Source organism: Liquorilactobacillus sucicola DSM 21376 = JCM 15457, assembly GCF_000612445.1.
Lineage (GTDB): Bacteria > Bacillota > Bacilli > Lactobacillales > Lactobacillaceae > Liquorilactobacillus > Liquorilactobacillus sucicola.
In genome coordinates this window covers 429,615-443,697 of record NZ_BALC01000002.1, presented here as the reverse complement: position 1 = coordinate 443,697, position 14,083 = coordinate 429,615, and the positions used below count along the sequence as shown (strand labels likewise).

The following is a 14,083-nucleotide window of genomic DNA, read 5'->3' as shown; positions in this document are numbered from 1 at the left end:
AACCGTATTTGTCAGCTCCTTTCTTTTTAATCATCCTTGTCATAATATCCATAACCGTAGTACCCATTACCACCCGAAGTATCATGATCATTAAAAATGTTTCCTATTAGATGTGCTTTAACATGCTTCAAGAGGTTCACAGAACGACGAACGACTTCTTTTTCAGCTACGTTTTCACGCACCACTAAGATCGTAGCCTCTATCTTGGTAGAAAGTACTTGCGCATCCGTAAATGATAAGACTGGCGGTGCGTCGTAAATCACCAGATCAAACCGTTCTGAAAGCTGCTTAATGAGTGCATCCATTCGTTGTGAATTTAAGAGTTCAGAAGGATTGGGCGGAACTGGTCCGCTCGGCAGTACAAACATCTTTTCAATTGTCGTCCTATAAATAACAGTATTAATATCAAAATTACAATCTGTTAAATAGTTAGTCAGCCCATTGAGATTGCTAATACCAAACGTTGCACTCAGTGTCGGTCGACGCGTATCCGTATCTACTAATAGTGTCTTGAGACCTTGGTCCGCAAACGTAATTGCAAGGTTAGCCGCAATAGTTGACTTTCCTTCGGATCCTATAGAAGAAGTCACCATTAAAGTTTTCAAATGCTGATCAACATTTGAAAATTGAATATTAGTCCGAATCGTTTTGAACTGTTCAGCAACTACAGAACTAGGTGCAACAACTGTTATCATATAAACCCCATTCTCCATTGAATTCGTTGAAAGTCCTAATTTTTTCTTTTTCCAAAAATCAAACATTTTCTACCCCCTTTTTTAGACTCGCCGTGTCTCCGTCACAATTGAATCTTGCAATGCACTAACAGCATGCCGCTTATTATCATAATCATTTATATGGTTGACAACTCCTAGACTTGTTAAGTTCAATTCCTCCGTAAGGAACTTTTCATCACGGACAGTTGTATCTGTAAGGTCACGAATAACGACAATTACTATTCCTAGTAGTAGTCCGGCAACTATCCCAATCAAAAGATTAAGTTTTACATTCGGAGAAATTGGATTTAACTGTGGTGTTGCCCTTGTAACGATCGTGACATTATTAACTTTCATCATTTTTTTAATTCGTGAACTAAAAACCTTTCCAATTGCATTAGCGATCTCCGTAGCAGTATAAGCATTTTTATCCTTAACAGTAACACTTAAAACTTGAGAATTGGTTTGGTTAGTAATAGAAATTGAGTCACGCAGTGAATTAAGGGTTCCGGTGTAATTATCCTGCCGCTTAATTTGTTTTAAAACTGGCGTTAGGACAACATCCCTTTTTAAAATATCTTTATATGTATTAATGACCTGAAGATCTGCCTGCTGCATATTGTATTGCATCTGTTGATTACTAGCTTTCTGGTTAACTAACAGATCAGTTGTCGCATTGTACTTAGGTGTCATAAAGACAAATGAGAACAGCATTGCAAGTACTGCACCAGTGACTCCCAACAAAACAATGTTCCAAAAACTCTTTCGCATTAATATCACCAAGCCACTTAAATCAATTAAAGCCTCACCATTTACTTCTTCGTTCATCAAATTCCTCCTATACTTTTATCCCAATTAATTGAGAGCTACAGCAATGACAACCAGCCCATAATTACCGTAAACATAAAGCTTAAAATATCGATTTGATACTTTAAAAAAGCTAGTTGCCACAAAAAACCGAAAATTACAGTCACTGCCAACATCAATAACAGAGCCTTTCGCGTTCCCATCGCAATTCTTCTAAAATCAACGTTAACCACCACAACTGGCATAAAGATCTCAACAAACATTCCATATCGGTCAATCAAGGGTGCTGGTGAAAAATAACTTATAATAGCGAGTACCGAAACAGTAGTTAAAAAGCGTCGGAAGGTTCTATCTAAAGAACCATGCTGCTTTTTGACAATCATTATTAGCAAAATATTTAAAACCATTAACCACAATAGAAACAAACTATTGACCTGGTAATAAAAGCTAGAGCGAGCATATTCAGCGAAACCCCCGCCACTCGAACCTAACCCATACATACTAAACTTATCATTAGCTGTACTGGTAATATTAGAATCTACTGCAGCTAACATTAATATGACTCCCAAAATAATACTGAAACAGCGACGCAGTAAAGATCTGGAGAAAATAATTCCAACTAGAATTCTACAGACAATGATTGGAAGTACTGCAATATGCATTGAGAGTCCTAAAAAGTAAAATATAAGAGTAAGTATGCCATTTTTATGCATATACAAATCTCTAAAAATTGCAACAGCTATCAGTGCATTTGCCATTGGATTCCGCACACTAGTTAGTACCCAGCCGAATGAAATTATCAATAATCCGAAATTAATGGCCATCCTTTTCTTCTCAAAGCCGAACTTGGCGGAAGAAAATTGCCGAAGGTAAGTCGTCACAATATACATGTAGCACGCATAGAAAACAGCAACAATGAAACCCGTAAATAAGTTTTCGTTATGCAATTTACTAAAAAATGTCAGCATCAGTTGCTGTAAAACAAAAACGTTTTTCTCACTGACTGCTTCACTAAGGATGAAGCTGTAAGTCATATTTTCGTAGTTAGAAAACCAGCTGAAGTACTGACCAAGTCAGCATTTACATTGGTCAGTCTTACACTGTATCCAAGGAAGAAAAAAACAATTACCGTCACTGTAATTACGATCCACTTATTCAAGTTTTTGTATTTCGCAAAAGACTCAATAACAGAGATTAATCCTAGTATTGGACTAATGAGAAACATTATAAAAGTCATGGATTGCCCCCCGTACTGTCTTTTTATTATCTATTTCTGTGCGCCGATAAAAAGTTGTTCAGTAAAGGTATTCTTCCTTTAGTCTGACGCAGAGGTTATATGCTTGTGAGTCGTAAGTACAGCTAATCTATTTTGCAGATACAATCTTGACTTCACATACCAAATCAAGCAATCATACCATCCCTTATACAAAAGCAGCCAGCTGATGCTCGGTTTAAACTCAGTTTTTTCTAAATGTGCAAATAATTCCGAACTGCATAATCGTTGCAGTTCTTTAACCTTCTCTTTATTGGAAAGGTTACAATCTACAATGTGTCTTGAAACATCTAGAAAAACGTTTCGGTACAGAAGTTCTATAAAGTCCGGTGCTTCTAAGCCAAATTCAGTTAACAATTTCTGCAAAAGATGCACCTCTTCGCTCTTTAACTGAAACCGGTTTGAACGATATTTGGTTGTTGAGGATCCAATTCGGTCTTGAACGTAGTAATACAAACATTCAGTAGAAAGGTAAACACTGTCAACTTTTTCATAAACAGCTAAATTAAACCTTACATCCTGCCCCATGGGTGCGTTTCCGAATAAAAGTCGATGCTCAAGCAAAAATTTTTTCTGATATACTTTATTCCACACAGTGTACAACATCTCTGTTTTAAACAACTTTACAAAATCACTTCTAAAATCTGCCTTATTCAGTAAGGCATTAACACCTAAAAACTTCCGCTCTTTTTTCCCAGTAAGACTGTCAACATTCCAATAATTAAAAATAAACAGTTCTGCCTGTTTGGTTATCATTTTTAGAATTGCTGCAACTGTGTCGTCTGCCAGATAATCATCTGGGTCTGCAAAGTAAAGATATTCGCCTCGCGCATTTTTAATACCAGCATTCCGCGCTGCCCCTGTTCCCGCGTTTTTTTGATGCAGCGTCTTCACGTTCACATAATGTGCACTATACCTGTCACAGATCTCAGGACTCCGATCCTCAGAACCATCATCTACTAAAATCAGTTCAACATCATTCTTATTGCAAATCTGAGTTGCAGTAAGCGCAATTGTTCTTTCAAGGCAATCTTCTACATTATAAATTGGCATGATAATAGATAACTTCACTGATAACTTTCCCCCCTATAATTACCCTTTTCTCGAAAACCACTTAACAGCTTATCTTGAAGCCTAGCAGCACTCTCACGGCTGTCATACCCCTTTTCCTTAATAACAGCGTCAAACGCTAATCTTTTCTGGGTTGCTCGCACTTGCAAATCATTGCGAATACAATCACTCCAGCAGGCAGGGCTTAATTCTAATGATATTTTCTTGACTAATGACGTCTGCAGCACTTCTGGGTGAAAGGCCTCAGAAACATAACATGGCAGTCCAGCACATTGTGCCTCTAAAACCGACATTCCAAATCCTTCGAAAATGGAAGGTGCAATCAAAAGATCCATCGCTTGCATCAGATTCGCCGTATCAGTTCGAGCTCCTAAAAAATGAACACGTGAGTTCAATCCAGTTTCTATAACCTGTTTTCTCAGTTGCTCCTCCTGTTCACCCGCACCTACTAACAATAAAATAGCATTTTCAACAGTTTCACAAAGTTGCTGAAAAACTTTAATGAGAAAAGGTAAATTTTTCTGTGGGCCAAAACGAGCCACGCTGCCAACAACCAGCTTGTTTTCTAAACCAAGTTCATGACGGTACAATTTTCTCGTTTTATCCGTATACTTGAAAGCCAATGTATCAATTGAATCAGCCACCACACTAAATTCTTTGTGGGGAAACATCCATTTACCTGCATTGCGACTACATGCTAATCGGACACCTTTTCTAAAGTTCACATAGGGTTTATGAACTTTATCAAGAAATTTAGCAATCATTTTTCCTTCTTCGATATTATCATTGTGAGCATGAATAATTGGAGTCACATTCGCAATACCGTACGTAGAAGTAATCCCCGTAATATTACTGAGTGAATTAAGGTTATTATAGGTGTAGCTGTACTTTCCAGAAGCAACAAGTTTATTAACCGCCCTTTTGTTCTCCAGATAGTTATCTTGGCGGCTGGGAATTTTAAAAATATGCCCGCCCAGACGCCTGATTTCAGCTCCAAACGCAATGTCCTCATTCCCGCACCAGTCAACAAAGTCAAACTGGACTTTGTGTCTGTCTATTTTTTTGTACAAATTCATCACGTACGCTTCTATTCCACCTGGGTTAGGAGTCATACCAATCTGCAGAACATATATTTTTTTCGTCCCCATCTTGCTCACCTTCTGCCTAAAAGTATGTTTGCTGCTTTTTTTGCCTGCAGGAGCACGGGAAAAACATGAAGTTTCCACGCTCCCAGCTTAAGTCCTTGCCGCACATATTCTTTGTCTATTTTAGGTGTTTTGCGGTGAATTTCTTCTAATGTACTTCTTAGTTTGTGTGCATCCTCAAGATTACTATTGAGCCGCAATTTTTTTGCTTTTTCTGAAATTAACTGTGTAGTCGGTTTCCACCCATTCATTTGGATTACACTCATAAATAGCAGATTGAACTCCAATTTTCGCAATTCTCCCCGTAAGACTTTGAAATTATGGTCGGTATAGCACTCCATTTCTGCAATCGTTGTCACCAAATCATCAACATCTTTCGAGTTGTAGCCATGTGAAACGGAAGAACTTCTTTGTCTGTAGAAATAAAGCCGTTCAGCCGTAAAATATACTTTAGTGGCAGCTCCAAATATTCTATAGGTCGTCGCAACATCTTCAAAATTTCGCCCTAAGGGGAAAAAAAGGTTGTTTTTAATATAAAGTTCACGCTTAGCAATAAATTTCCAGACATAGTTGCCAAATGCACCTTGAAAAAGTGCAGCAAGAGCAGCGACTGCGCTAACTTCTCCTAACTCTGGATTGTGATATCCTGCTGCTGTCTTCTGCGTTCCATAAAGTTCATAATAGTTAAATGCTACAATCTCAGATTTAAAACAATCAAAGAGTTCTAGTACTTTGGCAACTAGATTAGGGGCAAGTAAATCATCTGCATCAGCAAAATAAATGTAATCGCCGCGCGCCATTTTTAATCCTTGATTCCTCGCTGCTGAAGGCCCTTGATTGGTAATGTTTACTAAAGAAAATCTACTGTCCTTCCTGCAAAAATGGTTACAAATTGATTGGCTATTATCCGTGGAGCCATCATTAATCAGTAATACCTCTAACTCCTTGTATGTCTGTTCTTGAATACTAGTTAAACATTGTTCTAAATAAACTGCTGCATTATAAATTGGAATAATCACGGAAACTAACTTATTCAAAAAAATTACATCCTCCCTCTTCATCAAACATTACGAACAGATCACCTGTAGAGAGACTCCCATTTTTTTGCTTCAATAGCTGCGGCATAACCATTCTTAACAACTAATTCTTCACCTAATTCACGGCCAGATCGACTTCCTCCAAGACCCTTTATTTTTTGTATCCACTCATCGGTATTATCAATCCCCAAAAATTCAGCGGAGCCAACGTTTGCTTCAGTTGTTATTCGGTCACTCATCAAAACTGGCAATCCGGCACACTGTGCCTCTATCGCGGCAACCGGTAAGCCTTCATACAGCGAAGGCATTAAGAAAACATCCATCGCATTGTAATACGACTCCAAATCAGTTCTTTGTCCAGCAAAAATTACGTTGCTGCAAATTCCCCACTCTGTTGCCGTTTTTTTTAACTCATCTCGCATGGAACCCTCTCCCAAAAAAATTAGCTGAGCCTTAAGATTTATTTCAGTGAGTTTCTTGAGCAGTTTCAGAGAAAACAACTGGTTTTTCTCCTTAGAGAGTCGCCCAACTTGTCCCAAAAGCAATGTATCATTTGCAATTTTAAGACTCTTTCTTGTACTAGCTCGTTTCAGTTGGTCAAACTTGAACTTATGCGTATCAATTGCATTGTTCAGCAGCAGAAACTCTTTTTTCCCAAAAAGTGTTTTTCCTGCATTCTTTGAGCAGGCTAGCCTGACCGTAGCTTTTCTAGCTAGTCCGATACTGAACAGATAGTTTCTAAAGCCCTTAATTCTTGTTGAACCCCACATGCTATTATGTGAGTGCATTATAATTATAGGGGTTCCTGCTTTCTTCGCCGCCCGAATTCCAACTCCCCAAGGTGAAGTTGCATGATAGTGAAGTGCGACATACTGCTGTGACAGCAGTAAATGCTTTATGAACCGGTATGTGTAGGGTAAATCCATTTTTTTACTCTGATCCAAGAAATAGACTTTGCCACCCAATGCAGCTATTTCATCTTCAAAAGTTGCCCCTGCAGCAGTGGTACAGGCAAAATCAAACTGAACCCGCTTGCGATCAATGTTCCGGTAGGCATTCATAATGACATGCATTCTGCCATTGCTTCTACAAATCGTGTCCGGTAGCTGTAAAACCCGAATTTGCTTAAACTTTCCCACAATATACTTCCTTTCAAGAACTAGTTGCGAATCAGCTTATAAACCAGCCTTATCATTCCAGCTGGGAGCAACCGAACTATCCCTCTTGTCATTACATTCATAAAAAACTGCTGTAGACTGACGAAATTATGCGCCAAAACTGTCTTTTGAAAGCTGACTTCTTCACAAAAATATTTCCAACCTGTTCTCTTTGCGTAAAATTTATCCCCAGTTCTAGCAAGAACCATAACTTCTGCCAAATTTGCAAGCTGATAGCCTTTGTCCAGTACTCTGAGCCATAAGAAATAATCTTCAAAATGAAGCATTTTCTTATATCCACCAGAGTTAACAATGGATTCTTTTCTGAACATGACGCTCATGTGGTTCATTGGGTTGCGTTTCTTTGAAAAACGTGCAGTTTCAGTTGGGGTCAGCGGTACTTTTCGTATTTTTAACTTCTTTATATTTCCGTTCAATTCATAGAATTCTTGAATATATGTTCCCACAACCGCAACTGTTTGGTTTTCTTTCAAAAAGTCAAGCTGCTTTTCCATTCTGTTGGGAAGATTAATATCGTCACTATCTATTCTGGCAACAAAATCATAGCGACAATGTTTCAATCCTATGTTCAATGCTGTCCCCAAGTCGTAAATCCGGTCTAGCTTAACAAGTGTAACTTCAAATGCAGCACGTGTACTAAAGCTCATAATTACGGTGTCTAATTCTTTTGGCAGCAGACCATCCTCAACCAACACAAGCTGTCTTGGCAATACACTTTGTTCCAATACACTTTCCAAAGCCTTTAAAAAAAATGCTGGTTGTTCTTTTTCATATACAGACAACAAAATACTATAATTTCCACTCTCTACTGCCATGCTATCTGCCATTTGCCTTTCCAGCTACAATTGCTTGTTCCTTGGATACTCCTTCGGTGCTCTCGGACATAAATAAGATCTTAATCGTTGCAAAAATAATCTTTAGATCCGTTAAAACACGCGGTTTCGCAATATACATTAAATCCATTTCCAACTTATTGTATGGAGACGTATTGTACTTGCCATAGACCTGCGCATAACCAGTTAACCCAGCTTTTGCCTGTAACCGTAGGGAAAATTCCGGCAACGTTTTTTCATATTCTTTTGCGATTTCTGGTCTTTCTGGTCGCGGACCGACCACACTCATTTCACCCTTTAAAATATTGATTAACTGTGGCAGTTCATCTAAACGTACTTTGCGTAAAAACTTACCAACTGGTGTGATCCGGTTATCAGTATCTCCTGTACACAACCTCGCTACACCATCCTTTTCTGCATCCATTCTCATTGAACGAAACTTTAGGACTTTAAATACCTTTCCCCCCTGTGTCAACCGATTTTGCTTATAGAAAACCGGGCCACGATCATCCAGCTTAATCGCCGCAGCCACTACAATGAATAGCGGCAAAGTCAAAATTAGAAGAATTCCAGCTGAAAAAAGATCGAAAGCTTTTTTTAAAATAATGTATTCAGGTTGCGGATCATAGTGAGATACTCGCAGAATCGGCAAATGTAACATATGCATTTTTTCCGCACTGCTCATGATTACATCCCCAATGCGTGGCAATAGATAAACAGCCATGTTACTTGCAGCGCACTCCTTGATTATCTGATTGCACCTTTGACTGTCAATGTTAATTAGAAACACAGCATCCATTCCCTCAAAACATTGCGTTAGCTTGTTCTCACAGTCTGTCACATGCAAAAAACGTTGCATCATAAAACTGGCTCTTAATTTTTTATTTAATTTTAGTTTTTCTAACTCTGTCCGCTCATTGTAAATTACAAGAGTTTTCTTTGCTGGAAAAAGGTATTTATGGATTCGGTTGGCAGTGGTACTCCAACCTAGTGCAACTACTGTTTGAATAAAGAAACAGAGTACCATTGGTAGAATGCTTATAACCCTGTGTGCTAAAAGACTAATCATGATGTACAAAATGCCATCCGATAGCAATGCCGCAAGGCACTGACTGTAAGTTAACTCCGAAACTTTTGAAATATTAACCTCAAAAGCGTCATATATTCTCCCGTAGAGGAAATAAATAACTGCAAAAACTAATAAAAACAAAAGACTATTGCGATTGTACAATGGAGCGGTAATTTTATTAGCATAGAAAACGTACCAGACAAATGCAAAGGAAGCGGTCATGAGTAACAGATTGCTGACCTGAACGATATGAAAACCTATATTACCAAGAAACTTACCAGAACAATTACTACTTTTTCCATTCATGTAATCCCCCCTTAAATACCTGCCACCCCAGCATTAATGTATAGATTCAGTCCTGCAACGATGTCGTAATCCGGCCTAAAGCCATAGCCATTAACCTGCTGATATTTGCACTTGAATGTTTAACATCCCCTATTCTTTCAGGCAAATACTCAATTTCAAGCTGTTTATTTAAAATCTTCTCAAAAGTGGCGATTACTTCTTTTAATGAAACTGATTTACCAGTTGCAACGTTATAAACACTATTGACAGCTTTTGAATCGTATAACAGTAGTAAAACAGCATTCACAACGTCTTTGACATAAGTAAAATCTCTTGTTTGCGATCCATCACCGAATAATTTAAATTGTTTATTATTTTCTAAGCAGTCAAAGATGATTGACAAAACACCTGAATACGGCGAATCTGGATTTTGCTTGGTCCATAAACATTAAAAAAACGCGTCGCCACTGTTGGAATTTGATACAACTCGCCGTATGTCAATGCATACCGTTCGCTGGCGAATTTGTCGATCGCATAAGGTGTACCTGGTTCAATCGCAGAACCTTCTTTTTTAGGCTGTTGTGGATTATTCCCATAAACTGCTGCAGACGAAGCAAAAAGCAGTTTTTTTACATTTAACCCAAACTTTCTAATGGTTTCAAGAATGTTTATATTCGCTTCTTGATTAACCTCGTGTGTCTCGTAAGGCATGCGGACAGAGTTAGCTACACTTGCAACTGCACCTAGAAGAATAATGTAATCAAAATGCTCTTTAATAAGCAGATTAGTCATAAAATCATGATCAGTAATAGATTTCTTGTAAAAAGTGACTCTTTTTTTATTCAAATGAATTATATTTTCTTCTTTTCCCATTGACAAATCATCGACTAGTGACACCTTACCGCCTCGCTTAACAACCTCAGCTGCTAAATTGGAACCAATGAACCCAGCACCACCGGTAATCAAATAATTAACCAAACTAAACCCCCTCCTGATCAAAAGCACTAAAATAGACTATTTATTTTCCAAAACATAATAAAAATTTTCAAAGACACCTAAATGTAAAATATTCCACATCACTCCCGATAATAAAATATAAAAAGTTAATAGTAACTATTTACGATTATTATTATACACATTTAAACAGAATAAACAAACAAATATAAAAAGTGATCCATATAATATGCTAAATAAAAAAAGCCTTACAATATAACTTTTATATACAAAAAAAGACCTTATCTCCTAAAGAAATAAAATCTTTTTCTAAAAATATATGGTGTAGTATTAAGCGCGCCTAAAAAAATAATGCAAAAAATTAGAACAATTTTATTAAAAAAACGACGATTTCATAGATAGCCTACCCCCCCCATACATGTAGTGAGGCGAGATTTTTTTCATTGCACCAACTAAGATACTATTCTCTACGAATAAGCTGTGACTTTTTAATACTATCTATTTTTTAAAATGTCTCTTATATATAATTATTGTCTAACAGCATCTAAAACTTAGTCAGAGCTATTAAGCAATAATTACGTTCAATGTTTTTTTGATATTTTTAGATTGGTTGACTACTGACTATCAAAAAAAGGTTGCTCCATCTTAAAATGCGGGTTCATACATAATATTCTCTGCTCTTTATAACTATAGTACCCAGCCTTATTTAGAACTTGATCTGCAATAAAATTTTTCCTAAAAGCTGTAGTTATTATCAAAAACTAACAAATATTGGCAGACTTTCCCCTGCTTTGATGAACACAAAATAAAAAAGACTAGGCGTTATCATAGCCTAGCCTGTAGTGCTGTTCACATGTTATATAACACGAGTCAAATATATCATAACTATTAGATAAAGTCATATTTGCAAGCTTTGCTTTCAATATTCTTTAACTAATTTTCAAAACTTATGTTTTACTTAATCATCATTGGAATAATTTTTCTCCCAGTCAGCCGACTTAGTAACACCAATTGTCTTAATTTTATAGTCATCGCCTTGCTTGATGATTTCTGCATTAGGATAGGTAAATTGCTGAACCTTTGTCGAGTCTCCAGCATCACCGCTATTATTAAAGGTATACTTAACTGAGTAAGAAACGGTTGCCTTGTTTTTGCCTGCTGGCGTAACTGAGTTTACTTTTGAAACCTCAGCTGTATAATCATCGATATTGTCATTAGTCTTAAAGGAATCAAAGAACTTCAACAAATCATTATAACTTGAATTGCTTTCCTGTCCATCAAACAGTTCAGCAGTTGATGAATCTTCAGTGCCAGACTGAGTTCCTGAAAAAGCACTTTCCAATAATTCTTCTGCATCCGACTTGGATACCACGCCCTTGAAGGCGGGAGTAATAGTGGTTTCCCCATACATCAATTTAGCGTTAACATCGACTGATTTCGACCTCAAAGTTTGACCCGAAACTGGAATCGCAATTGAAGCCTTCAGGTCGTTACTGATTGGATAGTCCTTAAATTTCAGTTTTCCTTCGTTATTGAGCGTACCTGCCTTCTTACCATTTAGATAAACATCTGCTCCTTGACGTCCCTTGACAGTGAACGTTGCTATCCTCAACTTCAAAGATACGTTCTGTGTGCCAGAGGTCAAAACATTGGTTGAAGTGTTGCCCAGCTTTCTTCCAGCGATCTTTCCAACAGATTTAAAAGTATATTTACCGGGAAAGAGCGGCCCAACTTTTTTAGTTGAGCTGTCACTTGTTGTTGTCCATATCTTCTTGCCATCTTGATAGAATGCTACACCATTATGGTTACTAGACAAGGTTACATAAGCTGCCTTGATGTTCAACTTGTAGCGTGGGAAAAACAACCACGCATTACCGCTCTGTTCAATCGAATAGGTACTGTTATCATACGCATTTTCCTTTTGAAGCGAACTCTTTAAGTCAGCTAAATCTTGTCTATTACTTTCGAAGTACTTCTGCGTGGGCTTTAAACTCTTTTCTGATAATTTATGTTGCAATGTTGGATCATCAGTTTTGACATACTTTGCCACATTCGCATCTGTATTTCCCATAGCTGAAATAATTCGATCAAGCTGCTTTTGCGGTTGATAGTAGTCTTTTAATCCTAAATAACCACCTACCAAAACCACAATGACCGCAACAACAGCGATAATCAAGGGTTTATTAAGCGGCCTTTGTGGCTGAGCCGCTGTGCTGCGCTGTAAAGACTGCTCAGATTCAACAGAAGTTGCAGATGTGTCTTCATTTCTTTCACTAGATGCAGCTGATTTAGCTGTTGAACTTAACTTATAACCACAGTTGGGACAAAACGCTTCGCCTGTTTTAACTTTTGTTCCACAATTGGGACAAAACATCTCTTCAGCCATCTATAAACCTCCTCTGAACATTGACGAGATGAAAGAACCGGCTGTATCACCTAATTTGGAGATTACCAAGGAAACTGCAATTCCTTCAATAAGCATACAGATAGCGCCAGTAATAACAGCTCCATAAATCCTATCCAACTGGCCTCCGTTCTCAAGCTGAACGACTCCACAGATAATCGTTATAGTCCAGACAAGTGAAATTAAAAGAAGAAGTATGCTGATAACCAACATTGACACCAAACCAACTGTCCCAGATACAGCAATTAAGAAAAATACAAAAGTCAAAAGTAAGATCGAACTGCTGTAATGCGCTAGGCGATTCAAATAATCAATAAATGTTTCAGTTACTGCAGATCCGCCAACTGCGCGATGAATCAAAAAAGCGATTCCGATCATTGCTACAGCCGCAACCAGAATTATTAAAATAATGGCAAAGTAAAAACCAAAACCAACAGAATATGTTGAATTGTAAGTTGATGAATTAGAGTTGGAAAAAGCTCCTAAAAAGTCATTAGCTGCATTCGTTGCTGCAGAAGCTGCTTTTTGCGCTCCATGACCAATACCTAAAGTAAAAAACAAACTTTCTAAAAACAAAGTTAGTATACCAGCGTATTTTGTCGTCTTCTGGGCTTTAAAAGGACTTTTCCATGATCCAAGCAGCCATGACCAATAGCCCTGGAGTGCACTTTGGATGGCTTGTGTATCGACTGCGGTGGCTTGCTTAGCAGCATTTCCCTGCGAAGTATTACTGTTGCCTTGCGTTTTTTGTTGTGCAGCATCAGCCTCTACTGTCACTTGTGATTCAATATCAGTTAACTTCGTACCGCAATTAGTACAGAAATTAACGTCGTCTTTCATCTTTGAAAGACATTTTGGACAAGTTTTCATTCCTTATTACCTCCAAATACTGTTATATATTAATGATACAACTTAAAAATCGACTTTCAATGATGATCTAAAGAGTTTCTTTATATTCTTTGCTTTTACTTAATAGTTTTCCTTCCTAAAGTCCACTATCTAGACCAAATCTAGCTGTCTTAGCCTGAGCTTTTATATAATTACAAAAATAATTCTTTCTATATTTTAAAGTTTACACAACCTTTACCATGTCTTTGTCAAAAGATTACACATTAACGCTATACTGTATTCAAGCAAGGGGGTCTTGAACATGGCATTATTTAGAGGAATAAAATACAGTCTGTTACCAAGTCTTGCTTTTTGGATATTGTTTGCATTGTTAATCAAAGCTTTTTTTAGAATCTAGTTGATTTTTCATATTATGATATAGGCCAAACATCTTTAGTATTGGTGAAAAATAACATCAATACTATT

General features: G+C 37.4%; 12 protein-coding genes and 1 pseudogene. All 13 read right to left on the bottom strand.

The genetic code is table 11. From position 1 onward, the window contains the following. Positions 1-26 precede the first annotated feature (26 nt). The gene (locus JCM15457_RS05365) at positions 27-761 is read right to left on the bottom strand and encodes a CpsD/CapB family tyrosine-protein kinase (protein WP_034988301.1); all 735 of its coding nucleotides are present in this window, start codon (positions 759-761) and stop codon (positions 27-29) included. Positions 762-776: 15 nt separating this feature from the next. Beyond that, positions 777-1,541 carry a YveK family protein gene (locus tag JCM15457_RS05360; protein WP_034988300.1) on the bottom strand — a complete coding sequence of 255 codons (765 nt, stop codon included), beginning with the start codon at positions 1,539-1,541 and terminating at the stop codon, positions 777-779. A 38-nt stretch (positions 1,542-1,579) separates the two neighbouring features. After that, positions 1,580-2,554: a hypothetical protein gene (locus JCM15457_RS05355; protein ID WP_034988298.1), complete on the bottom strand. Its 975-nt coding sequence runs from the start codon at positions 2,552-2,554 to the stop codon at positions 1,580-1,582. After that, a complete protein-coding gene (locus JCM15457_RS05350; RefSeq protein WP_034988297.1) occupies positions 2,551-2,757 on the bottom strand; it encodes a hypothetical protein in 207 nt (68 codons plus the stop codon). Before JCM15457_RS05350 ends, JCM15457_RS05355 begins: the two co-directional genes overlap by 4 nt. 78 nt (positions 2,758-2,835) lie before the next feature. Continuing rightward, positions 2,836-3,864 (bottom strand): glycosyltransferase family 2 protein, encoded by a 1,029-nt coding sequence (locus JCM15457_RS05345; protein WP_034988296.1) that lies wholly within the window; start codon positions 3,862-3,864, stop codon positions 2,836-2,838. Continuing rightward, positions 3,861-5,012 carry a glycosyltransferase gene (locus JCM15457_RS05340; RefSeq protein WP_034988295.1) on the bottom strand — a complete coding sequence of 384 codons (1,152 nt, stop codon included), beginning with the start codon at positions 5,010-5,012 and terminating at the stop codon, positions 3,861-3,863. Before JCM15457_RS05340 ends, JCM15457_RS05345 begins: the two co-directional genes overlap by 4 nt. Before the next feature lie 5 nt (positions 5,013-5,017). After that, on the bottom strand, positions 5,018-6,046 hold the full coding sequence (locus JCM15457_RS11675) for a glycosyltransferase (RefSeq protein WP_051993301.1): 1,029 nt from the start codon (positions 6,044-6,046) through the stop codon (positions 5,018-5,020). Between the two features lie 41 nt (positions 6,047-6,087). Then, on the bottom strand, positions 6,088-7,185 hold the full coding sequence (locus JCM15457_RS05330) for a glycosyltransferase (RefSeq protein WP_034988294.1): 1,098 nt from the start codon (positions 7,183-7,185) through the stop codon (positions 6,088-6,090). Between the two features lie 20 nt (positions 7,186-7,205). Continuing rightward, on the bottom strand, positions 7,206-8,051 hold the full coding sequence (locus JCM15457_RS05325) for a glycosyltransferase (protein WP_081778194.1): 846 nt from the start codon (positions 8,049-8,051) through the stop codon (positions 7,206-7,208). Continuing rightward, positions 8,041-9,432, bottom strand: a complete 1,392-nt coding sequence (locus JCM15457_RS05320; protein WP_034988293.1) for an exopolysaccharide biosynthesis polyprenyl glycosylphosphotransferase — start codon at positions 9,430-9,432, stop codon at positions 8,041-8,043. The genes JCM15457_RS05325 and JCM15457_RS05320 overlap by 11 nt, the downstream gene beginning before the upstream one ends. 11 nt (positions 9,433-9,443) lie before the next feature. After that, a pseudogene (locus tag JCM15457_RS12725) lies at positions 9,444-10,389 on the bottom strand (NAD-dependent epimerase/dehydratase family protein). Positions 10,390-11,323: 934 nt separating this feature from the next. Further along, positions 11,324-12,751: a zinc ribbon domain-containing protein gene (locus JCM15457_RS05310; protein WP_034988291.1), complete on the bottom strand. Its 1,428-nt coding sequence runs from the start codon at positions 12,749-12,751 to the stop codon at positions 11,324-11,326. Then, positions 12,752-13,639, bottom strand: a complete 888-nt coding sequence (locus JCM15457_RS05305; protein ID WP_034988290.1) for a zinc ribbon domain-containing protein — start codon at positions 13,637-13,639, stop codon at positions 12,752-12,754. Positions 13,640-14,083: the final 444 nt, after the last annotated feature.